The following is a 22,758-nucleotide window of genomic DNA, read 5'->3' on the forward strand; positions in this document are numbered from 1 at the left end:
TGAATTGAATCACGGGACAAGCCCGCGATGAATTTTCAGCTCAACGCAGCGAAGGCCCCTGGAAGCCCATATACAGCGCCAGGCGCTCAGCCACGCTGGCACCGATGCGCTTGGAGAAACGATCGAACGGCGATTCCTGCACAGTGAAGTCCACCAACTCCTTCTCCCCCACGATGTCGCGGGCGACATAGCTGGCACTGCCCAGTCCATCCACCAGGCCGAGCGCCTTGGCTTGCTCGCCCGACCAGATCAGCCCACTGAACAGCTCCGGATGATCCTTGTCCTTCAGGCGCTCACCCCGCCCCTGCTTGACCATGGCGATGAACTGGCGATGCGTGGTATCCAGCACACCCTGCCAGAACGCGGTCTCTTCCGGCTTCTGCGGCGAGAACGGATCAAGGAACGCCTTGTGCTCGCCCGCCGTATAGGTGCGACGCTCCACCCCCAGCTTGTCCATGGCCCCGACAAAGCCATAACCGGCGGCAGTGACACCGATGGAGCCGACCAGACTGGCCTTGTCGGCATAGATCTCGTCGGCGGCACTGGCAATGTAATAGGCACCGGAAGCACCAAGATCAGCGATCACCGCATACAGCTTGATGGCCGGGTACTCGGTGCGCAGGCGACGAATCTCGTCATACACGTAACCCGCCTGCACCGGGCTGCCGCCCGGGCTGTTGATACGCATGACCACGGCTTTGGTCTTTGGATCCTTGAACGCTTCGCGCAGGCTCTTGACGATATTGTCGGCGCTGGCCGGCTCCTGATCGGCGATCACACCGCGCACTTCGACCAGCGCGGTATGGCTGCCACTACGCGAAGCGGCCTTGTCCACATCCATCAGAGGCGTGAACAGGAAGAGGATGCCAAACAGGTAGACGAAGGTCAGCAGCTTGAAGAAGATACCCCAGCGCCGCGCCCGGCGCTGCTCCTGGACGCCGGCCAGCAGCGTCTTTTCCAGCAGCTTCCAGCTCTTGCGCTCCTCCCCGCCCTCCTCGGACTCGGGTGCTTTCCACTTGTCAGCCATGCTTACCTACCTTGGAAATTGATTTGCGCGGAACCCGCGAGCCACTCGCGCAATTGAGAAAAGTGATCGATGCACACCTGCGGCCCGAACTCCGCCAGCGCCTGCAACGACATGGCGCCGTAGCCCACCGCGACCGAGTGCATGCCGGCATTGCTGGCCATCTGCAGATCGAACGCCGAATCTCCGACCATCAGCGCCCGCCCGGGTTCGACCCGGCAGTGAGCGAGAATCTCTTCGAGCATCAGCGGGTGCGGCTTGCCGCGGGTCTCATCGGCGGCACGGGTGATGTCGAAGTAACCTTCCCAGCCATTGGCCTTGAGCACCCGATCCAGCCCACGACGCGCCTTGCCGGTGGCCACGGCCAGACGATACCCCTCGGCACGGAACGCCTCCAGCGACTCGACCACACCCTCGAACAGCGGCGACGGCTGCTGGTCCAGGGCCATGTAGACATCGGCGTAATGCTGACGGAATGCCTCGACCCGAGGCGCATCGAGATGGGGATACAAGGTGGATATCGCCTCCCCCAGCGCCAGGCCGATGATGCCCTTGATCGCCGCATCGTCGCTGGCCGCCTCACCCGCACGCTCCGCGGCGACATTCATGGCCTCGACGATACGCCCGATGGAGTCGGCCAGCGTGCCGTCCCAGTCGAAGATCAACAGGTCATAACTTTTATTCATGGGTCAGGACGCCAACCGCTCGATGGTCTTGGCCCACATTTCGTCCACCGGCGCCTCGAGCTTGAGCTCGCCGCCATCGGGCAGCGGTACGGTGAGCTGATAGGCATGCAGGAACAGACGCTTGCCGCCCAGCTCGCGGATCTCGCGACTGAAGTCCTCGTCGCCGTACTTGCTGTCACCGGCGATCATGTGCCCGGCGTGCAGGGTGTGCACGCGGATCTGGTGGGTACGCCCGGTGATCGGCCGCGCCTCGACGATGGTGGCGAACTCGCCGAAGCGGCGCAGCACACGGAACATCGTCAACGCCTCCTTGCCCTCGTCATTCACCTCGACCATGCGTTCGCCCGAGCGCAGGTTGCTCTTCTGCAGCGGCGCATTGACCTGTTTCTTCGAGGTCGGCCAGTGGCCGCGCACTAGCGCCATGTAGCGCTTGTCCACGCCATCGCCACGCAAGGCTGCGTGCAGATGGCGCAGCATGCTGCGCTTCTTGGCGATCATCAGCAGGCCGGAGGTGTCGCGGTCCAGGCGGTGCACCAGCTCCAGCTCCTTGGCGTCCGGGCGCAGCTGGCGCAGCGCCTCGATCACACCGAAGCTCAAGCCGCTGCCGCCGTGCACGGCGATGCCGGCTGGCTTGTTCATCACGATCAGCGCCTTGTCCTCGTAGACAATCGCGGCCTCCAGGCGCTGCAACAGCCCCTGGGCCACCGGCGCCGGCTCGTCGCGCTCGGGCAGGCGCACCGGCGGCACCCGCACGATATCGCCGGCCTGCAGCTTGTATTCGGGTTTGATCCGGCCTTTGTTGACCCGCACTTCACCCTTGCGCAGGATGCGGTAGACCAGGGTCTTGGGCACGCCCTTGAGGGCCGTGATGAGGAAATTGTCGATGCGCTGGCCGGCAAGTTCCGGCGCGACTTCGATCAGCTGAACGCCGGAAGTCGGGGGGGTATTGGTCGTCATGGCGGGATCATAACAATTTTTTATGGAATTGAAGCACTTAATCATTGCTGCTATAGTCGCGAACGCCGCCAAAAGCGGCAGGCCAGCGGCACCAGGCTCTACGCCGGCCCTGACCATCGCAATTCCCGAGGACGCGAGGCCGTCCTACGGAGCGTTCGCCAGTTTAACCAAATGCCTGGAATCGCCACCAGCGCTGTGTAGAGAAGACCGAAAAAAACGACAAGTGCGGTGTTTCACCTGCTTACCCGCTTATTTTCGCCGTACCTCTGCCCGCCACCGTCGTTTCCGCGCATTCGGGCGAATGCCTCGGAAATACCTGCCTTGGATATGTTATGGCGCCAGCCCGGTATCCGGGCTGGCGAAAAATGCAACCCGTTGCGGATTCAGCGCGCGGCAGCACCGAATTTTCAAAGGATACGTGCAGGGTGGAGATGCACAGCCCTCGGACCGTGTGGCACCGCGTCCCGCCACCGCCCCACTCAACGGGCGATGAGCGGACAAGGTCCTGAACAGACGCCCTCGTGGCGTCCACGGACGACCGGTTGATTCCTCCTCCTGACTGGGTGCACCAGGCCCGCTTGATTGATTCGGATAGCTATTCGAACAGCTCAACAGGCCCTCGGGCACCAACAACAGGACGCGTCGTCGCGACAACGGCAGGCTGGGCAACCGGCTGGTGCCGAACGTCGCCAGACACGGGGGTGGCTCGCCACCCTTTGCGCACCTTGGCACCGACCATGAGAAGTCGTGTGTGCCGAACGCCGTTTCCGGCAGCCCGGAAACCGACGGTACAACATGAAAAGAATGCTGATTAACGCAACTCAACCCGAAGAGTTGCGTGTAGCCCTGGTGGACGGCCAACGCCTCTACGACCTGGACATCGAGTCCGGTGCCCGCGAGCAGAAAAAGGCCAACATCTACAAAGGCAAGATCACCCGGATCGAGCCCAGCCTTGAAGCCGCCTTCGTCGACTTCGGCTCCGAACGTCACGGCTTCCTGCCGCTGAAGGAAATCTCCCGCGAATACTTCAAGAAAGCGCCTGAAGGCCGGGTCAACATCAAGGAAGTCCTGAGCGAAGGCCAGGAAGTCATCGTCCAGGTCGAGAAGGAAGAGCGCGGCAACAAAGGCGCCGCCCTGACCACCTTCATCAGCCTGGCCGGCCGCTACCTGGTGCTGATGCCCAACAACCCGCGCGCCGGTGGCATCTCCCGCCGCATCGAAGGCGAAGAGCGCAACGAGCTGCGTGAAGCGCTGAACGGCCTGACCGTTCCAGGCGACATGGGCCTGATCGTGCGCACCGCCGGCCTTGGCCGCAGCAGCGAAGAAATGCAGTGGGACCTCGACTACCTGCTGCAGCTGTGGACCGCCATCAAGGAAGCCTCGCAAGACCGCGTCGCGCCGTTCCTGATCTACCAGGAAAGCAACGTCATCATCCGCGCCATCCGCGACTACCTGCGCCAGGACATCGGCGAAGTGCTGATCGACAGCATCGACGCCCAGGAAGAAGCCCTGACCTTCATTCGCCAGGTGATGCCGCAGTACGCGAGCAAGGTGAAGCTGTACGAAGACAGCGTGCCGCTGTTCAACCGCTTCCAGATCGAAAGCCAGATCGAGACCGCCTTCCAGCGCGTCGTCGACCTGCCCTCCGGCGGCTCGATCGTCATCGACCCGACCGAAGCCCTGGTCTCCATCGACATCAACTCGGCGCGCGCCACCAAAGGCAGCGACATCGAAGAGACCGCCCTGCAGACCAACCTGGAAGCGGCCGAAGAGATCGCCCGCCAGCTGCGCCTGCGCGACATCGGCGGCCTGATCGTCATCGACTTCATCGACATGACCCCGGCCAAGAACCAGCGCGCCGTCGAAGAGCGCGTGCGTGAATGCCTGGAAGCCGACCGCGCCCGCGTGCAGGTGGGTCGCATCTCGCGCTTCGGCCTGCTGGAAATGTCCCGCCAGCGCCTGCGTCCGTCGCTGGGCGAAAGCAGCGGCATCGTCTGCCCGCGCTGCTCCGGCACCGGCATCATCCGTGACGTCGAATCGCTGTCGCTGGCCATCCTGCGCCTGATCGAGGAAGAAGCCCTGAAGGACCGCACCGCCGAAGTGCGCGCCCAGGTGCCGATCCCGGTGGCCGCCTTCCTGCTCAACGAGAAGCGCAACTCGATCACCAAGATCGAACTGCGTACTCGCGCACGCATCATCATCCTGCCGAATGATCACCTGGAAACCCCGCACTTCGAAGTCCAGCGCCTGCGCGACGACAACCCGGAAGTGCTGAGCAACCAGTCCAGCTACGAGATCGCCGCAGCCGAAACCGAAGAAGCGCCGCAGCCGACCGCCACCCGCACCCTGGTGCGCCAGGAAGCCGCGGTGAAAACCGCGCCGGCCCGCGCCAACGCCCCGGTGCCGAGCGCTGCCGAAGAGCAGCCAGCCGCACCGGTCGCTCCGGTACAGCACGTTGCCGAGCCAAGCCTGTTCAAGGGCCTGGTCAAGTCGCTGGTCAGCCTGTTCGCCGGCAAGGACGAACCTGCCGCCGCCCCGGCCGTGAGCACCGAGAAGCCTGCCACCGAGCGCCCTGCGCGCAACGAGGAGCGCCGCAACGGTCGCCAGCAGAGCCGCAACCGCAATGGCCGCCGCGACGAAGACCGCAAGCCGCGCGAAGAGCGCAGCGAGCGCGCGCCACGTGAAGAACGCCAGCCGCGTGAAGAACGCGCCCCTCGCGAGGAGCGTGCCCCGCGTGAAGAGCGCGCACCGCGCGAAGAACGTCAGCCGCGTCAGCCACGTGAAGACCGCCGCGGCAACCGCGAAGAGCGCGTGCGCGAACTGCGCGAGCCGCTGGACGCCGCACCAGCTGTCGCCCGCGAAGAGCGCCAGCCGCGTGAAGAGCGTGCCCCGCGCGAAGAACGTGTAGCCCGCGAAGAACGCACACCGCGCGAGGAACGTGCACCACGTGAAGAACGTGCTCCGCGCGAAGAGCGCCAGCCACGCGAAGAACGTGCCCCGCGTGAAGAACGCGCGCCACGTGAAGACCGTGCCCCACGCGAAGAACGCCAGCCGCGTCCGCCGCGTGAAGAGCGCCAGCCACGCCCTGACGAGCAGGTTGCCGAGCAGGCCGCCGAACTGGCCGAAGAGCAACTGCCGAACGACGAACTGCTGCAGGACGAGCAGGAAGGCACCGATGGCGAGCGTCCGCGCCGCCGCTCCCGTGGCCAACGCCGTCGCAGCAACCGTCGTGAGCGCCAGCGCAACGCCAATGGCGAGCTGATCGAAGGCGGCGAGGAAGACGCCGGCGAAGAGCAGCAGCCACAACAGCACCAGGCTACCGCGCTGGGCGCCGAACTGGCCGCCGGCATCGCCGTCACCGCCGCTGTTGCCACCAGCAATATCAGCGCCGACGCCGAGGCCGAAGCCAACCAGCAGGCTGAGCGCGCCAGCGCCGTGGTCAGCGAGACCCAGGTGGAAATCACTGAAGTCGTTGCCGAGCAGGTCGCCATCGCACCTGTGGTCGAGCAACCTGTCAGCGAGCCGGCTGCCGTCACCGAGCCAAGCTTCGAGCCGGTCGTCGAAGTGGCCCCGCAGCCCGTGGCCGAGGACGCCGCCGTCGAGCAACCAGCCGCCGTGGTCGAACCAGCCGTCGAGCCAGTCCCGGTCGTGGAAGCCGGTGAGATCGAGCAGCCGCAGGTTGTCGAGGCCAGCGTGATCGAAGTGCCAGCCGCCGAGCAGCCCGCCCCGGTCATCGAACCAGTGGTCGAGGCCCAGCCGGAAGTGGTCGAAGCGCCAGTCGCCGAGCCTGCCCCGGTCGTTGTCGAGCAGGCAGCCGTGGAGGCACCGGCACCAGTCGAGGCACCGTCGGCGATGCTGGCCAACGGCCGCGCGCCGAACGACCCGCGCGAAGTGCGTCGCCGCAAGCGTGAAGCCGAAGCTGCAGCCGCAGCGCTGGCTGCCGCTGAAGCCGCACCGACCGAAGCCCTGGAGACGGCCGAAGAGCACAAGCCTCATCACGGTTGATGCCAACGGCTGAATGAAAAAGCCCCGCCAGTGCGAACTGGCGGGGCTTTTCTTTGCCGATCTGGATGGCATCGGCTTCGCCGGTGATCGCGGGACAAGCCCGCTCCCACGTCACCTTGCCGTGGAACCCCGCGACAAGGCCGGCACAATCAGTACAGGTTCGGCTCCATCTCCAACTCGACCCCGAACCGCTCGCGGATATCCGCCTGGATCCGTTGGGCCAGCGCATGCAACTGCGCTCCGCTCGCCTGGCCGTAGTTCACCAGCACCAGCGACTGCAAACGGTGTACCCCGGCATCGCCGTCGCGATAGCCCTTCCACCCCGCCTGCTCGATCAACCAGCCGGCCGCCAGCTTCACCTGGCCATCGGCCTGGGGATAGGCCACCACGCCAGGATGCCCGGCACGAATGCGCTCGGCCAACGCAGCGGGTACCACGGGGTTCTTGAAGAAACTCCCGGCGTTACCCAGCTCAGCCGGATCCGGCAGCTTCTCCCGACGGATACTGCAGATCGCGTCACTGATCGCCTGCGCGGTCGGTTGTTCGGCGCCCTGCTCCACCAGGCGCTGACGCACCGGGCCGTAGTCCAGGTGCGCCTGCAAGGTGCGGCTCAAGGCAAAACGCACGCGCAGGATCAGCCAGCGCCCGGGGTTACGCTTGAACAGGCTGTCGCGATAACCGAACGCGCAGTCCTGCAGCGCAAAATCCCGCAGCTCGCCCGTCTCACGGTCCAACGCGGTCAACCCGGCGAACACGTCCTCGATCTCGACCCCATAGGCCCCGACGTTCTGCATCGGCGCGGCGCCCACGGTGCCGGGGATCAGGCTGAGGTTCTCCAGCCCGCACAAACCCTGGTCAAGGCTCCACTGCACGAACGGATGCCAAGGCTCGCCAGCCTCGGCCTCCACCACCACCCGCTCGCCATCGTCGCTGAGCAGGCGGCGGCCACGGCTGGCCATATGCAGCACCAAGGCCTCGACATCGCGGGACAGCAGCAGGTTGCTGCCTCCCCCGATCACCAGCACCGGCACCTGCCGCTCGGCGGCCTGGGCCAGGGCCTTACGAGCCTCGTCGTCATCATGGGCCTGGGTAAAATAACGAGCGCTGACATCGATACCGAAGGTGTTGTAGGGCTTGAGCGAGACCCGCTCCTGCCAGTGCGCCGTCATAACCGCCCCTTGATTTCCACGACCAGTTCGCGGCAGGCCGCCTCGATCAGGTCCAGTACCTGCTCGAAACCTTCGGCACCGCCGTAGTAAGGGTCTGGCACTTCGTCCAGGGCCGCGCCATAGCGGCGCAGGAACAGGTCGAGCTCGCCCCTGGCGGTGTGCGGGCGCAGCGCCTGCAGGTTGCCCAGGTTGCTCTTGTCCATGGCCAGGATCAGGTCGTACTCGCCGAAGTGCGTCGCCTTGACCTGCTGGGCGCGCTGGCGCGACAGGTCATAGCCACGCGCCAGCGCGGCTTTGCAGGTACGACTGTCGGGCGCCTTGCCCACATGCCAGTCGCCGGTGCCGGCGGAGGCCACCTGGACGACATCGGCCAGGCCGGCGGCCTCGAGCTGGTGGCGCAGCACGCCTTCGGCGGTGGGCGAGCGGCAGATGTTGCCGAGGCAGACGAACAGAACGCGCATCAGGCCTCCAGCAAGCGCCGTACGCGCTCCAGGTCTTCAGGGGTATCCACGCCCACGGCCGGCGCCTCGATGGCATCGGCGACATGGATGCGTACGCCGTGCCACAGGGCACGCAGCTGCTCCAGCGATTCGGTCTGCTCCAGCCAGCACGGGCCCCAGGCGACGAAGTCCTGGAGGAAGCCCACGCGATAGGCGTACATGCCGATATGGCGGCGATATGGCACGCCCTGTGGCATCAGGTCGCGGGCCTTGGCGAAGGCATCGCGGGCCCAGGGCAACGGCGCGCGGCTGAAGGTCAGGGCCAGGCCGTGCTTGTCGCTGACCACCTTCACCGCGTTGGGGTTGAAAATGGTTTCCGGCGCGTGGATCGGCTCGGCCAGGGTGGCGATGCCGGCCTCCGGGTGCGCGGCCAGGTTGGCCGCCACCTGGTCGATGATCACCGGCGGAATCAGCGGCTCGTCGCCCTGCACGTTGACCACGATGGCATCGGCGGCCAGGCCCAGCTGGGCAGCCACTTCGGCCAGGCGATCGGTGCCCGACTCATGGTCGGCGCGGGTCAGCAGCACTTCGGCGCCGAACGCCTGGCAGGCCTCGACGATGCCGGCATCGTCGGTGGCGATCACTACCCGGCCGGCACCGCTCTTGCGCGCCTGCTCCCACACATGCTGGACCATCGGCTTGCCGGCGATCGGCAGCAACGGCTTGCCCGGTAGGCGCGTGGAACGCAGTCGGGCAGGAATCACCACGGTGAAGTCCAGGCTCATTTATCCAGGCGCTCTTCGTCGGTCAGGGTGCGTGCCTCGCTTTCCAGCATCACCGGAATGCCGTCACGGATCGGGTAGGCCAGGCCCGCGCCCTTGCTGATCAGCTCGGTCTTGTCGGCGCTGAGCTTGAGCGGGCCCTTGGTGATCGGGCAGGCCAGGATATCGAGCAGTTTGGTGTCCATGGAGGTGTCCTTGCGGCGGAAATTGGAAAAGGCTCAGGGCCGGGGGCGGCCGGGCAGCAGGCGGTCGAGCTGGGCGTCGAACCAGGCGCCGAAGGCGGGTGTCGGCACGGCGTCGACCGCCAGGTACCACCAGTCGTCGGCGGCGAAGGGCCGGCATTTCACCGCATCCTTCTCGGTCATCACCAGCGGCAGCGGCGGGCTGAACGACAGCACCTCGCGGCTGTAGGGCGCATGATCGGCGAAGGGGTGCGGCACCGGCTGCCAGTGTAGCCCCAGCAGTGTGTTGAAGAAACGTTGCGGATTGCCGATGCCGGCCACGGCGTGCAGCGCCTGGCCGGCCGGAAACAGGTCGAGGCCGCGGCGTTCGCCGCTGCGCAGGTTGATCAACGCCGAGGGTTGCAGGCGCAAGGCAAAGCCGTCGTCGCGGTCCGCCTCGGCGCCGTTGAACAGCACCGCGTCGGCCTCCTGCAGGCGCTCGACGGGCTCGCGCAACGGACCGGCCGGCAGGCAACGACGGTTGCCCAGGCCTCGGGCGGCATCGATCAGCACCAGTTCCAGGTCACGGGCCAGACGGTAGTGCTGCATGCCGTCGTCGCACAGGATCAGGTCGGGGGCGTCACTGGCCAGCAGCGCCTGCACCGCGCGCGCGCGGTCGGGGTCGATCATCAGCGGCACAGCGGTGCGCTGGACGATCAGCAAAGGCTCGTCGCCGGCGTGTTCGGCGCTCTGGTCGGAGGCGACCCGCCAGGGATATTGCGGCGGCTTGGCGCCGTAGCCACGGCTGACCACGCCGACCTTGAGCCCCTGCCGGCGGCAGTGCTCGATCAGCCAGAGGATCATCGGTGTCTTGCCGGTGCCGCCGACGGTGATGTTGCCCACCACGATCACCGGTACCGGGGCGCGGTAACTGGGGCTCTCTGCGCTGAGGAAGCGCGCGCGCTTGCGCGTCACCACGCGGCGATACAGCGCCTCCAGCGGACGCAGCAGTGCCAGCGCCGGATGCCCGGCGTACCAGGCGGCAAGCAGACGGTCGGCGAAGGCCATCAGGGAGTGCCCTGCGCGGCCTCGACGGTGGTCATGCGCAACTTGCTGAAGCCGAGCTTGCCGGCCGCATCCATTGCGGTGACCACGGCCTGGTGTGGGGTCTTGCCGTCGGCGCTGATCGCCAGCGGCAGGGTGATGTCACCGCCGGACTCCTTCTCGATCGCCTCGCTCAGGGTGGCCAGGTCGCTCTTGGGCAGCAGGTGGTTGTTCACCGAGTACACACCATCGGCGCTGATGGTGACCTCGATCAGCTTGCCGTCATCGGGCTGCGCCGGCGCGGCGCTGCTGGCCTCGGGCAGCTCGACGCGCAGTTGCGTCTCGCGGGTGAAGGTGGTGGTGACCACGAAGAACAGCAGCAGCACGAACACCACGTCGATCAACGACGCCAGGTTGATGTCGACGCTCTCGCGCTGGCGGTTGCGCCGGAACTTCACGCCTTGCCTCCGGCCACTTCCACTTCACGGTCACCCTGCAGCACTTCCACCAGCTTGATCGCCTCCTGCTCCATGCCCACCACCAGCTCATCGATGCGGCGCAGCAGGAAGCGGTGGAAGAACACCGCCGGGATGCCGACCATCAGACCGGCCGCGGTGGTGACCAGGGCCTTGGAGATACCACCGGCGAGCACTGCGGCATTGGCGGTCATCTGCGAGCCCATGAAGGCGCTGAAGATGTCGATCATGCCCAGCACGGTGCCCAGCAGGCCCAGCAACGGGGCCATGGCGGCGATGGTGCCGAGGGTGCTGATGTAGCGTTCCAGCTCGTGGATGACCCGCGAGGCGGCTTCCTCGATGCACTCTTTCATGATTTCGCGGCCATGGCGCGAGTTGGCCAGGCCGGCGGCGAGGATCTCGCCCAGCGGCGAATCGGCGCGCAGGGCCTTGAGCTTGTCACTGGTGAGTTGCTTGTCCTTGATCCACATCCATACCTGGCCCAGCAGGTGCGGCGGGGTGACACGGCTGGCGCGCAAGGTCCACAGGCGCTCGACGACGATCGCCATGGCAGCGATGGAGCTCAGGATGATCGGCAGCATCATCCAGCCACCGGACTTGACCAATTCCCACACAGTAAGCATCCCCTTGGAAAAAGGCCGCCACTCTACCATAGGCAGGCCCGGGGCTCATCTGCCGGAGGTCAGGGAATTCCTGTGCTGCCCTGGCAAGCCCGGGGCGGCTTTGCAGCCCTTTCGCGGCGCAAGGCCGCTCCCACAGGACTGCGCGATGCCTGTGGCAGCGGCCTTGTGTCGCGAAAGGGGCGCAAAGCGCCCCCCGGCTCAATCCTCGATGGAGCGCCAGAACCGCCGCTCCCTGCGCACACCTTCCACCTCACCATGATTCCCCAGCACCAACCGCAACGCCCCCTCCACCGCCGTGTCATGCACCGCCACCCCATGCCGCCGGTAGCGCTCGACCACTTGCGCATGTGGATGCCCGAAGCTGTTGTGCCGCCCTCGGGAAATCAGCACGCCACGCGGCGCCGTGGCCTGGACGAACACCGCGCTGGAAGAGGTACGGCTGCCATGGTGCGGCGCCTGCAGCCAATCCACCCGCGGATCGTCGGTGGCAGCCAGCCAGGCGCGCTCCGCGCCGGCTTCCATGTCCCCGGCCAGCAGCAGACGCTCCCCATTGGCCTGGACCCGCAACACACAGGAGCGTTCGTTGCTGGAGGTACCTTGCGGCCAATGCCAGAGCTCGAAGTCGACGCCATCCCACTGCCAGCGTTCGCCGCTGCGGCACAACGACGCGTCCTCCAGCCCAGCGACCTCGCCGGCCAGCACCCGTGCCACCGGCACCCCACGCCGCACGGCAGCCGCGCCACCGGCATGATCGGCGTGCCCATGGCTGATCAGCATCAAGTCCAGCTGCTTCACCCCAAGCTTGCGCAGGGTCGGCAACACCACGCTCTCGCCCAGATCGCTGCTGCCACGGGCTGGGCCGGCGTCATACAGGAGGGTGTGATGACGTGTTCGCAGCAGCACCGCCAGGCCCTGGCCGACATCCAGCTGCCACACCTCGACCTCCCCTGGCGCTACCTGCTCGCGGGGCGCCCACAACGCCAGCAGCATCACCACCCCCGGCGCCCGCAGCGGCACGCCCCGAGGCAGCAATACCAGCACGGCGCCAAGGCACACCAGCCACCAGGCCCACACCGGCAGAGGCTCGGGAATCCAGGCGGGCTGGTACCCTGCCACCCGTTCCAGCACGGTAAACAGGCCATCCAGTGACCGGCCCGCCAGCCACAGCATCCCCTCCCCCAGCCAAGGCACCGGCAACGAGGCGGTGCCGAGCAGCGCCAGCGGCAGCACCCCCAGGCTGAGCCAGGGCACGGCGAGCAGATTGGCCACCGGCGCGCTGAGGCTGATGGGCAATCCCAGTGCCAGCAGCGCCGGCAACAGCCCCAGCGCGATCACCCACTGGGCGCGGGTCCAGGCCTGCCAGGGCCGCCAGGCCCCCAGCCGGGCCGAGAAGCACAGCACCAGCACCGCCACGGCGCTGAACGACAGCCAGAATCCTGGCAGCAGGCTCGCCAGCGGCGCTAGCAACAGGACGCCGAGCGCAGCCAGCAACAGCGGCGTCCACGCGCCCAGATGGCGAAAACGCAGGCGCCAGACCAGCACCACCGCCAGCATCAGGCAGGCCCGCTGCACCGGCACGCCAAAGCCGGCCAGCGCGCCATAGCCCAGCGCCGCCAGCATCGCCAGCCCACTCGCCCAGGGTAGCCAGGGCAGCCTGCGCGGCCATCCACCCAAGCGCGCCAAACCCGCCACCAGGCCATACACCAGACCGGCCAGCAAGCCGATGTGCTGCCCGGAGATCACCAGCAGATGCACCGTGCCGGTGGCCTGCAGGGTCTGCCAGTCCTCACGCGCCAGCCCGCTGCCATCGCCCAGCACCAGCGCCGCCAGTGCCGCCGCCCGCGCGCCGGCATCCACCGCCACGAGGCGCTGGCGGATGGCGTCACGCCAGCCGGCAGCCGCTCCTCCCAGAAGCTCCCCCGCCTTGACCGTACCGGTGGCGCCGATCCCGCGCGCCAGCAGCGTCGCCTCCCGATCCGGGCCATGGGGGTTGAGCAATCCATGGGGCCGCCGCAGGTTGACCGCCAGGCGCCAGCGCTCGCCGGCCCGCAGCTGCGGCCCGGCGAACCAGCTCAACTGCAGACGCTGCGGCAGTTGTCCACGCCGCGATTCGCCCTGCACCAGCTCGAAACGCACGCCTTGCTCCGTGCGGGCCGGCAACCCCGCCACCGTCCCTTCGAGCCACACGGTCCGGCCATCCAGGGCCGCCGCCAGGCGATCATCGAGCGCCTGCTGGGCCGACCAGCAGGCCCAGCAGCCACCCAGCACGAACCAGCCCAGCGGCCAGGCCCGCGAGCGCAGGCAGGCCACGGCCAGCAAAAGCAAGGGAATCAACCATCCGACCGGTGGCAGGACGGGCAGGAAGCGCAGGCTCAACAGCCCGAGCACGAGCGCAAGCATCCCTGTGCGCATGAGATAGAGCTCCAGAAGCGAAAACGGCCCCTGAGGCTTAGCTGATTGGCAGGGAAATTCTGCTAAACAATTGTCACAAACTCTGAACGAGGCTGCGCTTCAATCAAGGCATACTTACGCCCTTCGACCCTGCCGGGAGCCCACATGCCGCGCCGTCTGTTCAAACGCTACATGCCGGACCCGACCAGCATCCGCGAACACAAGTCCTTACGCTTTTTCGGCAAGCTGCTGCACGATCCCAACCTCTGGCACCTGAATCGCCATTCGGTGGCGCGGGCCATGGGCGTCGGCCTGTTCGCCGCGCTGATTCCCATTCCCATGCAGATGCTGCTGGCCGCCGCGCTGGCGATCCCGGTGCGCGGCAACCTGCCGATCGCGGTGAGTCTGGTGTGGCTGACCAACCCGCTGACCATGCCGCCGGTGTTCTTCGTCACCTACATGACCGGCGCCTGGCTGATGCAGGTGCCGCCACGCACGCTGCCCGAGGAAATCACCGTCGACTGGGTCACCGACCAGCTGGCGACGATCTGGCAACCGTTCCTGCTGGGCTCGGTGGTGTGCGGGGTGGTCCTCGGCGTGCTCGCCTACTTCATCACCATGGGCTACTGGCGCTGGTGGGTGGGCCGGCAGTGGCGCCGGCGGCAGTGCCGCTGTTCCGCCACCCGGGGTTCACGCGCGCATGCCACGGCCGCTGACCAGCAGGCGGACGCACAGCAGGTAGAGCGCCGCGGTGGCCACCAGCATGAAGGTGATCGCCGTGCCAATACTGATGTCCGACACCCCTAGGATGCCGTAGCGGAACGAGTTGACCATGTGCAGCACAGGGTTGGCCAACGACACGGTCTGCCAGAACGGCGGCAGCAGGTTGATCGAGTAGAACACCCCACCCAGGTAGGTCAGCGGCGTCAGCACGAAGGTCGGGATGATCGAGATATCGTCGAAGTTGCGCGCGAACACCGCGTTGACGAAGCCCAGCAGCGAGAAGATGGTCGCGGTCAGCAGCACCACGACGAGGGTCACGCCCAGGTGATGCACCTGCAAATGGGTGAAGAACAGCGACAGGACGGTCACGATCACGCCCACCGCCAGCCCCCGCAGCACGCCGCCCAGCACATAGCCGACGAGGATGGTGTGCGGCGACACCGGCGACACCATCAGCTCCTCGATGGAGCGCTGGAACTTGCTGCCGAAGAAGCTCGACACCACGTTGCCGTAGGAGTTGGTGATCACCGACATCATGATCAGCCCCGGCACGATGTACTCCATGTAGGTGAAGCCGCCCATGTCGCCGATCTGCCGGCCGATCAGGTTACCGAAGATCACGAAGTACAGGACCATGGTGATCGCCGGCGGCAGCAGGGTCTGCGGCCAGATGCGCAAGAAGCGCCGTACTTCGCGGTAGACGATGGTGTTCAGGGCGACCCAGTTGGTGCGCAGTTCCACACTCATACGGCCACCTTCGACAGGTTCTTTTCCACCAGGGACACGAACAGCTCCTCGAGTCGATTGGTCTTGTTGCGCAGGCTCTGCACCTCGATGTTCTTCAACGCCAGCTGGCCGAACAGCGCAGTGATGCCGATGTCCTTGTCCACCTGCACTTCCAGCGTGTGCGGGGTGATCAACCGGCACGGGTAGCCCTGCAGTTCAGGCGCGGCGGGCAGGTCCTGCTTGAGGTCGAGGACGAAGGTCTCGACGTGCAGCTTGCCCAGCAGCTGGCGCATGCTGGTGTTCTCGACGATGGTGCCGTGGTCGATGATGCCGATGTTGCGGCACAGCTGCTCGGCCTCTTCGAGGTAGTGGGTGGTGAGGATGATGGTGATGCCTTTCTGGTTGAGCTCGGTGAGGAAGCTCCACATCGAACGGCGCAGCTCGATGTCCACACCCGCGGTCGGCTCGTCGAGGATCAGCAGGCGCGGCTCGTGGATCAGCGCCCGGGCGATCATCAGCCGGCGCTTCATACCGCCGGACAGCGAGCGCGACTGCACGTCACGCTTGTCCCACAAGCCCAGCTGGGTGAGGTACTGCTCGGCACGCTCCTTGGCCAGCTTGGGCGGGATGCCGTAGTAGCCGGCCTGGGTGACGACGATGTCGAAGGTCTTCTCGAACTGGTTGAAGTTGAACTCCTGGGGCACCACGCCCAGGCAGCGCTTGAGCGCCGCCGGCTCGCGGTCCAGGTCGTGGCCGAACACGTTGACCGTGCCGCTGGTCTTGTTCACCAGGGTCGAGAGAATGCCGATGGTGGTGGATTTGCCGGCGCCGTTGGGGCCGAGCAAGGCGAAGAAGTCACCTTCGGAAACGTCCAGGTCGATACCCTTGAGGGCTTGGAAACCGTTGCCGTAGGTCTTGGTCAGCTGTCGAATGGACAGGGCGGAACTCATAGCGGGTCACGTACCGATTGAAAAGGTTCAAGACACGCCAGGTGCAATCACTGGCGCAGTGAGTGCGGCCATGGTGCAAGGGCCGGCCGCACAAGTACAGTCACATCTATTGATAATGACTATCGAAGTGGCGTCACGTCAGGGCGGTCATCACCGCCGCCTGGTAGGCCGGCCGTTGTTTCAGGCGTTCATACCAGGCTTCGAGGTGGTACATGGCCGGACGTTCGATCGGCATTTCGAACCAGGCGTAGATGAAGCTGCCCAGGGGGATGTCGCCCATGCCGATCTGTTCACCGCTGAGGTAGGGCTGCGTGGCCAGCGTGGCGTCGGCGATCGACAGCAGTTCGGCGCACTGCTTGTGCGCGGCGTTGATCGCCACCCAGTCGCGCTGCTCCTCGGGGGTGCGCAGCAGGCCCCAGAACAGCGGGCGGAACGGGCCGGCGAAGGACGAGGTGGTCCAGTCCATCCACTTGTCGGCCAGGGCGCGCTGGCGCGGATCATCGAGGTACCAGCCCTGCTGCGCGCCGTACTCGGCGCAGAGGTAGCGCACGATGGTGTTGGACTCCCACAGCACCAGGTCGCCGTCTTCGAGCATGGGCACCAGGCCGTTGGGGTTGAGCGCCCGGTAGTGCGGTTCGTTGACCACGCCGAAGGCGCCGCCGGCATCGATGGACTCGAAGTCCAGGCCCAGCTCGTGGGCGATCCACAACGCCTTGCGCACATTGCTCGAATTCTTGCGGCCCCAGATCTTCAGCATGGCAACGTCCTTATGAATGCGGGAGGTGGGACAGTCTACTCCAAGCGGTGGGCGGTGCCAGTGAAACCGAGGGGGCCGCTTTGCGGCCCTATCGCGACACAAGGCAGCTCCCACAGGATATGTGCCAGCTCTGCCATGGCGCGGTCCCTGTGGGAGCGGCCTTGTGTCGCGATAGGGCTGCGCAGCAGCCCCACGATCTATCAACCGCCACCGAACTCCCGCCACCCAACCCGGTCAGTCTTCTAAGCAGGCCATCCGCCCCAGCACGTCTAAGCTCTGTGGATCGCCCCCGCCCCCGCTTCCAAGGAGGAAGAATCATGCTGCTGTTGTGGTTGCTGGTCCTGGTGCTAGGCGCCGCGTATCTCCTGCATCGGCGCCTGGCGCCCTTGCAGATCCTCGCGGCGATCGCCGCCTTTACCCTGCTCATGGGCCTGTTCAGCACCGCCCCTGGCTGGCTGCTGGCACTCATCTGGGTGGTGATCGCCATCAAGGTGGCCTTCCTCGCCCTGCCCGAATGGCGGCGCAAGGTCTTCACCGCCCCGGTGTTCAAATGGTTCCAGCGCACCCTGCCGCCCATGTCGCAGACCGAACGCGAAGCCATCGACGCCGGCACCGTGTGGTGGGACGGTCACCTGTTCAGCGGCCGCCCCGACTGGAACACCCTGCTCGACTACGACGCGCCCAGGCTCACCGAAGAGGAACAGGCCTTCATCGACGGCCCCACCGAGGCACTGTGCGCCATGGTCAGCGACTGGCAGATCGGCCAGGACCTCGACCTGCCGCCCGAAGCCTGGGAGCACATCAAGAGCAACGGCTTCTTCGCCCTGATCATTCCCAAGGAGTACGGCGGCAAGGGCTTCTCGGCCTACGCCCATTCACAGGTGGCGATGAAACTGGCCACCCGCAGCGGCGACCTGGCCTCGACGGTGATGGTGCCCAACTCCTTGGGCCCGGCCGAATTGCTGCTGCACTACGGCACCGACGAGCAGCGCAACCACTACCTGCCACGCCTGGCCCGTGGCGACGAGATTCCCTGCTTCGCCCTCACCGGCCCGCTGGCCGGTTCCGACGCCGGCGCGATGCCCGACACCGGGATCATCTGCAAGGGCCAGTGGAACGGTGAGGAAGTCATCGGCCTGCGCCTGAACTGGGAGAAGCGCTACATCACCCTGGGCCCGGTGGCCACCCTGCTGGGCCTGGCCTTCAAGGCCTACGATCCCGACCACCTGCTGGGCGAACAGACCGAACTGGGCATCAGCCTGGCGCTGATTCCCACCGACACCCCGGGCGTGGAAATCGGCAAGCGCCACCTGCCCCTGGGCGCGGCCTTCATGAACGGCCCCAACAGCGGCAAGGACGTGTTCGTGCCGCTGGACTTCCTGATCGGTGGCCAGGCGATGCTCGGCAAGGGCTGGATGATGCTGATGAACTGCCTGTCGGTGGGCCGCTCGATCTCGCTGCCGGCGGTCGGCACGGGCGCGGCCAAGTACACCAGCCTGGTCACCGGCCAGTACGCCCGCGTGCGCGAACAGTTCAACGTGCCGCTGGCCGCCTTCGAGGGCATCCAGGAATCGCTGGCGCGCATCGGCGGCAACGCCTGGCTGATGGACAGCGCCCGCCTGCTCACGGCCAAGGCGGTGGACCTGGGCGAGAAACCCTCGGTGCTGTCGGCGATCCTCAAGTACCACCTCACCGAGCGTGGCCGCGAGTGCATCCAGCACGCCATGGACGTGCACGGCGGCAAGGGCATCATCATGGGCCCGAACAACTACCTGGGCCGCAACTGGCAGGGCGCGCCGATCTTCATCACCGTCGAGGGGGCCAACATCCTGTCGCGCAACCTGATGATCTTCGGCCAGGGTGCGATCCGCTGTCACCCGTTCGTGCTCAGGGAAATGGCCCTGGCCGGGCGCGAGGACCACGACCAGGCACTCAAGGAGTTCGACGACCTGCTGATGCAGCATATCCTGTTCGCCACCGGCAACGCCGCCAGCACCCTGGTGCTGGGCCTGGGCCTCGGGCATTTCGAGAAAGTCCCGGGCGATGCCCTGAGCCAGGGCTACTTCCGCGCCCTCAACCGCCAGGCGGCGGCCTTCGCCCTGCTGGCCGACCTGTCGATGATGCTGCTCGGCGGCGCGCTCAAGCGCCGCGAGCGCCTCAGCGCACGACTGGGCGATGTGCTCAGCTACCTGTACCTGTCCAGCGCCGCGCTCAAGCGCTATCACGACCTCGGCTCGCCCGAGCACATGCAGCCGTTGCTGCGCTGGGCCCTGGAAGAAAGCCTGGGCCAGGCGGAGAAAGCCCTGGATGCGCTGCTCGACAACTTCCCCAACCGTTTCCTGGGCTGCGCCCTGCGGGTGCTGGTGTTCCCGTTCGGCCGCCGGCATACCGGGCCGAGCGATGAGCTGGATGCCGAGGTGGCGGCGCTGATCGGCCGGGGCAAGGGCGATCCGGCCCTGGAAGAGCTGCTGGCGGGGTGCTTCAGGCCAGAGGCCGAGGGCGACCCGGTGGCCGCGCTACAGACGGCCTGCGACCTGCTGGACGATGTCGCCCCGCTGCATAAGGCGCTGCATCAGGCCGTCAAGGAAGGCAAGGTGCAACCGGCCCCCGGGCAATCGGTGATCGACGCCGCCGTCGAAGCCGGCGTATTGCAGGCAGAAGAAGGCCAACGCCTGCATCAGGCCGAACAGGCGCGTCGAGTAGTGATCGATGTGGATGCGTTCGACAAGGCGCAACTGGGGGCTGTGACAGGCAAGATTCGCTGATCGACGGCGGGGCCGCCGTGCGGCCCTTTCGCCGGCAAGCCGGCTCCCACCCAGAGCGCGTCGATATCGGGACCTGCGCTCTTACTATTGCCTAAGGCCGAACGCCGGATGCCGAGTGCCTGACCCGCTCAACCGGCGTATACTCCGCCCCCCGTTTCAACCACCCCGAGGATCGCCGCCATGGCCAACCCCCACCTGGAATACCACCTGCAACTGCTCCACCACCTGCGCACCATCCTGGCCGCGCTGGGTGAAGCCGAGCAGGTCCCGGAGGAAAGCCACGCCCTGTTCCTCGAACGCTTCGACGAACTGCTCACCCTGTTGCCGCAAGACCCGCTGGAAAGCCAGTACCTGGGCCAGGACCTGATCTGCCAGGTGATCCAGCGCTACCCGCAGATCGCCCACCTGGTACCACGCGACCTGCTGTGGTTCTTCGGGGGTGACTGCCTGCATTTCATGCCTGACGAGGAGCTGGCCCTGTACCAGGAGCTCGAAGAGCGCCGCTATGCGGCCGAACGCGACGGCGAGCCGTTCGACTGGCACCTGGAAAAGCAGCTGCTGAGCGCACCGGGCCCGGACAGCGTGAACTGAGCACGCATGACAACGCCGCCCGCAGGCGGCGTTGTCGATCAAGGCGTAACCGGTTCAGTAGTCAATGGCCACGCAGGACAGTTTCCCCCCCACCTGGTCATTACCCTCGTTTTCTCCATCCTCCAGGTAGACACCGTTGTCGATCTTGTCGCCCTTTTTCTTGTCCTTCAGGCCATCGATCGCGAGCCAATCATCGCTCGTGACTGCGTAGCGGGTGATGCGCAAGGTGTACGACCACTTCTTTTTCGAAACACAGTCAGGGCTGTCGTAGAACGTGATCAATGCTGGCGAAGGCGCATTGTCAAATCGGTAGAAATAGACTTCGTCATCCTTGCACTGGGTATTACCCATTCGTATCTCGACACGACGATTGGTCCGCGTGAGCGGGATCTCACATTTGTGATCACCATCCACCTTGTTTTCCCGCATCAACAATCTGCCCACGTTGACCTGTGGCTTCGTGGCGATGGTGTCGGCCATTGCCGGCATCACGGTGAGCGATACTCCCGCCGCCATCAGGCACGCCAGGATCGCTGCTCGCTGTTGGTATTTCATTGGCCACCTCCATTCCCGATCGACGTTCCATCACCCTGCTGCTCTGCGAGGACCTGTCCACCGCCCCTGAAGAAGGTGTGGCTCCCCTCCTCCGACACGATCCCGACGATCTCGTCGCCGCGAATGAAACGCTGCTCGCCGCTGGCGATCGTCAGAATGTCCTGCCCATCGTACTCATAGGTCGCCAATACCTCGCCACTGGCGGGCGCGGTAACACTGAGCAGACGATTGAGGCCGTCATATTCGAGCGTTCTGCCCTGCTCATCCCGAACCAGATTGCCGTTGCTGTCATAGGCCAGCTGGATCCTGGCGTCCTCGAAATCATGGGTGATCGATGTCAGCTGGACCGGGTCGTGCTCATTTTCAAAGGCGTAGGTGGACAGGTAGCGCTCGTTCTCCAGCGTCGTCTCAACCGACAGGATGTTGTCCAATGCATCGAAGGTGAAGTGCTGGCCCGTGATCATGCCTTTGCCATTCGGGTCATGCGGCCGCTCGGTACCGACGCAGGTGTAGGTTTGCAACCGCTGACGCACGTCGTACTCATAGGTTTCACCGCGCAACAACGGCGCCTGGGCGTTGGCGCCGTCATACAGATTGCGCGAGGTCATGGCATCGACATCGTCATAGGCCTGCTCCAGTACCTGGGTAGCATCGCCCATGATGAAGGTGCGCCGGGTTTCACGATCGAATTCATCGTACTCCAGCAAAGTGGCGAGGCTGACATCGCCGGCCTTGGTCGAGAACGACTGCATGCGCCCCAGCTCGTCGTACTGGAACTCGGTCTCCAGGTCGTTCAACCAGGTCTTGGCCAGGCGCCCTTGCGCATCGTACTGGTGATACTGCACGTTGCCTTGCACATCCGTGTACTCGAGCAGCAAGCCGCGATGGCTGTAGGCGTACGCCATTTCATAGGAGCCACCGCCCTGCTGGCGTGATTCCGCCCTGATCTGTCCAGTACTGAAGTACTCGCGGCTGAACGTTTGGCTCGGCGTGGCGCAGGCTTCCAGGCGGGCGTTTTTCTTGTTGTAGGTGAAGTCGACGGTGGACTGCGCAAGCGTTCGGCTACTGCGCAAGGTGCGCTTGACCGGGTCCTGGGTGAGCAAAGGCAGGTACTCGTAATCGATGACGTCACCACTGGCTACCGTGACACTGCTCGGGCGCAGCATGCCGGCCGAATAGCTGTAGACCTGCCTGCGCCCGCCGGTGGTCGACACCTTGAGTCGATCGAGGCCATCGAACTGCTGGGTGCCCAGCAACTGCTCCTGGCCAGCGGACCGCACCGCGATGCTTTCCGGCAGATCGTCACGGCTGTGCCTGGCGTAGTCGCGAACGACCGTGGAGCCGTCGGGCAAGGTATGGGCGACACTCCGTGAGAAGGCGTCGTAACGGTAGGCGTTCACCCGTGGCGATGTGCTGAGGCCGACGTTTTCCGTGGCCACCCTGCCCAGGCCGTCATAGGTGTTTACCTGCAGACTGACGAGCTGATTGGCGGCATCGCGGCGCTCGCTGCGCTCGACCTGGTCGAAACGGTTCTGCCAGACGACGGTCCTGCCGGTCTTGGCCCCCGCAGAGCCTTCGCGCCAACTCTCGATGATTTTCCCGTCGAACGCTGCACTGCCGACCGGGATGGTCTGCTCGAACGCCGTCACGCCATCGGGGCCAGTGACGGCGCATTGCTGCCCCCAGTCGTCGTAGTCGAACTGGCTGGTCAACGACAGGTTTTGGTCGTCCTCGGCACTCAGCCAGTCGATCAGGGTCTGCGCCTGCAGGCGCCCCCAGGCATCGTAGCTGGCGCGATACAGCGGCCGATACACTTGCGCCTGTGCCGAGAAATGGTCGATATCCTGGCGGTACTCTTGCACCGCGCGATTCAAGCCATCGAACACCGTGCGCGTGGCGACCCCGTTCACATCCTCCCGCAGCTGTTCGGCCT

General features: G+C 65.8%; 19 protein-coding genes and 1 pseudogene. 4 read left to right on the forward strand and 16 right to left on the reverse strand.

Going from position 1 to position 22,758, the window contains the following annotated elements; all coding sequences use genetic code 11:
* Nucleotides 1–40: 40 nt before the first annotated feature.
* The 3 genes from N7422_RS22280 to rluC are packed head-to-tail and all read right to left on the reverse strand — an operon-like array spanning nt 41 to nt 2,667.
* Nucleotides 41–1,027 (reverse strand): S49 family peptidase, encoded by a 987-nt coding sequence (locus tag N7422_RS22280; protein WP_279808558.1) that lies wholly within the window; start codon nt 1,025–1,027, stop codon nt 41–43.
* A 2-nt stretch (nt 1,028–1,029) separates the two neighbouring features.
* Complete coding sequence (locus N7422_RS22285) at nt 1,030–1,710, reverse strand: HAD family hydrolase (protein ID WP_279808560.1); 681 nt, start codon at nt 1,708–1,710, stop codon at nt 1,030–1,032.
* 3 nt (nt 1,711–1,713) lie between these two features.
* Entirely contained in the window at nt 1,714–2,667 is a 954-nt protein-coding gene (gene rluC, locus N7422_RS22290) for a 23S rRNA pseudouridine(955/2504/2580) synthase RluC (protein WP_279808561.1), read from the reverse strand.
* A gap of 795 nt (nt 2,668–3,462) precedes the next feature.
* Between rluC and rne the strand changes: the two genes are divergently transcribed.
* Nucleotides 3,463–6,672, forward strand: coding sequence for a ribonuclease E (gene rne, locus N7422_RS22295; protein WP_279808563.1), 3,210 nt, complete (start codon nt 3,463–3,465; stop codon nt 6,670–6,672).
* A 149-nt stretch (nt 6,673–6,821) separates the two neighbouring features.
* Here rne and murB read toward each other — a convergent pair whose 3' ends face one another.
* The 8 genes from murB to N7422_RS22335 all read right to left on the reverse strand — a co-directional run bounded on the left by murB (nt 6,822) and on the right by N7422_RS22335 (nt 13,779).
* Complete coding sequence (gene murB / locus N7422_RS22300) at nt 6,822–7,841, reverse strand: UDP-N-acetylmuramate dehydrogenase (protein WP_279808564.1); 1,020 nt, start codon at nt 7,839–7,841, stop codon at nt 6,822–6,824.
* Nucleotides 7,838–8,302: a low molecular weight phosphotyrosine protein phosphatase gene (locus N7422_RS22305; protein WP_279808565.1), complete on the reverse strand. Its 465-nt coding sequence runs from the start codon at nt 8,300–8,302 to the stop codon at nt 7,838–7,840. Before N7422_RS22305 ends, murB begins: the two co-directional genes overlap by 4 nt.
* Nucleotides 8,302–9,066: a 3-deoxy-manno-octulosonate cytidylyltransferase gene (kdsB, locus tag N7422_RS22310; RefSeq protein ID WP_279808566.1), complete on the reverse strand. Its 765-nt coding sequence runs from the start codon at nt 9,064–9,066 to the stop codon at nt 8,302–8,304. The genes N7422_RS22305 and kdsB overlap by 1 nt, the downstream gene beginning before the upstream one ends.
* Nucleotides 9,063–9,248, reverse strand: a complete 186-nt coding sequence (locus N7422_RS22315) for a Trm112 family protein (RefSeq protein ID WP_011532874.1) — start codon at nt 9,246–9,248, stop codon at nt 9,063–9,065. Before N7422_RS22315 ends, kdsB begins: the two co-directional genes overlap by 4 nt.
* Before the next feature lie 33 nt (nt 9,249–9,281).
* Nucleotides 9,282–10,292, reverse strand: a complete 1,011-nt coding sequence (gene lpxK / locus N7422_RS22320) for a tetraacyldisaccharide 4'-kinase (protein ID WP_279808567.1) — start codon at nt 10,290–10,292, stop codon at nt 9,282–9,284.
* On the reverse strand, nt 10,292–10,726 hold the full coding sequence (locus N7422_RS22325; protein ID WP_279808568.1) for a biopolymer transporter ExbD: 435 nt from the start codon (nt 10,724–10,726) through the stop codon (nt 10,292–10,294). Before N7422_RS22325 ends, lpxK begins: the two co-directional genes overlap by 1 nt.
* Nucleotides 10,723–11,358 carry a MotA/TolQ/ExbB proton channel family protein gene (locus N7422_RS22330; RefSeq protein ID WP_028690976.1) on the reverse strand — a complete coding sequence of 212 codons (636 nt, stop codon included), beginning with the start codon at nt 11,356–11,358 and terminating at the stop codon, nt 10,723–10,725. Before N7422_RS22330 ends, N7422_RS22325 begins: the two co-directional genes overlap by 4 nt.
* A gap of 207 nt (nt 11,359–11,565) precedes the next feature.
* Nucleotides 11,566–13,779 (reverse strand): DNA internalization-related competence protein ComEC/Rec2, encoded by a 2,214-nt coding sequence (locus N7422_RS22335; protein WP_279808569.1) that lies wholly within the window; start codon nt 13,777–13,779, stop codon nt 11,566–11,568.
* A 144-nt stretch (nt 13,780–13,923) separates the two neighbouring features.
* Between N7422_RS22335 and N7422_RS22340 the strand changes: the two genes are divergently transcribed.
* Nucleotides 13,924–14,565 (forward strand): DUF2062 domain-containing protein, encoded by a 642-nt coding sequence (locus N7422_RS22340; protein WP_279808570.1) that lies wholly within the window; start codon nt 13,924–13,926, stop codon nt 14,563–14,565.
* On the opposite strand, the gene N7422_RS22345 is transcribed toward N7422_RS22340, so the two are convergent.
* From N7422_RS22345 to N7422_RS22355, 3 genes are all read right to left on the reverse strand, one after another.
* Nucleotides 14,449–15,228 (reverse strand): ABC transporter permease, encoded by a 780-nt coding sequence (locus tag N7422_RS22345; RefSeq protein WP_279808571.1) that lies wholly within the window; start codon nt 15,226–15,228, stop codon nt 14,449–14,451. The genes N7422_RS22340 and N7422_RS22345 overlap by 117 nt on opposite strands.
* Nucleotides 15,225–16,157 (reverse strand): ABC transporter ATP-binding protein, encoded by a 933-nt coding sequence (locus N7422_RS22350; RefSeq protein WP_279808572.1) that lies wholly within the window; start codon nt 16,155–16,157, stop codon nt 15,225–15,227. Before N7422_RS22350 ends, N7422_RS22345 begins: the two co-directional genes overlap by 4 nt.
* Before the next feature lie 133 nt (nt 16,158–16,290).
* The gene (locus N7422_RS22355) at nt 16,291–16,914 is read right to left on the reverse strand and encodes a glutathione S-transferase (protein ID WP_279808573.1); all 624 of its coding nucleotides are present in this window, start codon (nt 16,912–16,914) and stop codon (nt 16,291–16,293) included.
* 317 nt (nt 16,915–17,231) lie between these two features.
* Between N7422_RS22355 and N7422_RS22360 the strand changes: the two genes are divergently transcribed.
* Together N7422_RS22360 and N7422_RS22365 are read left to right on the forward strand one after the other, a co-directional pair.
* The gene (locus tag N7422_RS22360) at nt 17,232–19,679 is read left to right on the forward strand and encodes an acyl-CoA dehydrogenase (protein WP_279808574.1); all 2,448 of its coding nucleotides are present in this window, start codon (nt 17,232–17,234) and stop codon (nt 19,677–19,679) included.
* Between the two features lie 180 nt (nt 19,680–19,859).
* A complete protein-coding gene (locus N7422_RS22365) occupies nt 19,860–20,270 on the forward strand; it encodes a PA2817 family protein (protein ID WP_279808575.1) in 411 nt (136 codons plus the stop codon).
* 54 nt (nt 20,271–20,324) lie between these two features.
* Here the strand turns inward: N7422_RS22365 and N7422_RS22370 are convergent, their stop codons facing one another.
* Both N7422_RS22370 and N7422_RS22375 read right to left on the reverse strand, forming a co-directional pair.
* Nucleotides 20,325–20,825: a hypothetical protein gene (locus tag N7422_RS22370; RefSeq protein WP_279808576.1), complete on the reverse strand. Its 501-nt coding sequence runs from the start codon at nt 20,823–20,825 to the stop codon at nt 20,325–20,327.
* Nucleotides 20,822–22,758: pseudogene (locus N7422_RS22375) on the reverse strand (sugar-binding protein); the annotation flags it as partial. The pseudogene N7422_RS22375 and the gene N7422_RS22370, both read right to left, overlap by 4 nt.

It is taken from the genome of Pseudomonas sp. GD04091 (assembly GCF_029836165.1).
In the GTDB taxonomy this organism is placed as follows: Bacteria; Pseudomonadota; Gammaproteobacteria; order Pseudomonadales; family Pseudomonadaceae; genus Aquipseudomonas.

Bases quoted from the DNA above. Each gene is read 5' to 3' on its own strand.
- N7422_RS22370 (WP_279808576.1), bottom strand. From the start codon at position 20,825: ATGAAATACCAACAGCGAGCAGCGATCCTGGCGTGCCTGATGGCGGCG.
- rne (WP_279808563.1), top strand. From the start codon at position 3,463: ATGAAAAGAATGCTGATTAACGCAACTCAACCCGAAGAGTTGCGTGTA.
- rluC (WP_279808561.1), bottom strand. From the start codon at position 2,667: ATGACGACCAATACCCCCCCGACTTCCGGCGTTCAGCTGATCGAAGTC.
- N7422_RS22365 (WP_279808575.1), top strand. From the start codon at position 19,860: ATGGCCAACCCCCACCTGGAATACCACCTGCAACTGCTCCACCACCTG.
- N7422_RS22305 (WP_279808565.1), bottom strand. From the start codon at position 8,302: ATGCGCGTTCTGTTCGTCTGCCTCGGCAACATCTGCCGCTCGCCCACC.
- N7422_RS22350 (WP_279808572.1), bottom strand. From the start codon at position 16,157: ATGAGTTCCGCCCTGTCCATTCGACAGCTGACCAAGACCTACGGCAAC.
- murB (WP_279808564.1), bottom strand. From the start codon at position 7,841: ATGACGGCGCACTGGCAGGAGCGGGTCTCGCTCAAGCCCTACAACACC.
- N7422_RS22315 (WP_011532874.1), bottom strand. From the start codon at position 9,248: ATGGACACCAAACTGCTCGATATCCTGGCCTGCCCGATCACCAAGGGC.
- N7422_RS22340 (WP_279808570.1), top strand. From the start codon at position 13,924: ATGCCGCGCCGTCTGTTCAAACGCTACATGCCGGACCCGACCAGCATC.
- N7422_RS22355 (WP_279808573.1), bottom strand. From the start codon at position 16,914: ATGCTGAAGATCTGGGGCCGCAAGAATTCGAGCAATGTGCGCAAGGCG.
- N7422_RS22345 (WP_279808571.1), bottom strand. From the start codon at position 15,228: ATGAGTGTGGAACTGCGCACCAACTGGGTCGCCCTGAACACCATCGTC.
- kdsB (WP_279808566.1), bottom strand. From the start codon at position 9,066: ATGAGCCTGGACTTCACCGTGGTGATTCCTGCCCGACTGCGTTCCACG.
- lpxK (WP_279808567.1), bottom strand. From the start codon at position 10,292: ATGGCCTTCGCCGACCGTCTGCTTGCCGCCTGGTACGCCGGGCATCCG.
- N7422_RS22335 (WP_279808569.1), bottom strand. From the start codon at position 13,779: ATGCGCACAGGGATGCTTGCGCTCGTGCTCGGGCTGTTGAGCCTGCGC.
- N7422_RS22285 (WP_279808560.1), bottom strand. From the start codon at position 1,710: ATGAATAAAAGTTATGACCTGTTGATCTTCGACTGGGACGGCACGCTG.
- N7422_RS22280 (WP_279808558.1), bottom strand. From the start codon at position 1,027: ATGGCTGACAAGTGGAAAGCACCCGAGTCCGAGGAGGGCGGGGAGGAG.
- N7422_RS22360 (WP_279808574.1), top strand. From the start codon at position 17,232: ATGCTGCTGTTGTGGTTGCTGGTCCTGGTGCTAGGCGCCGCGTATCTC.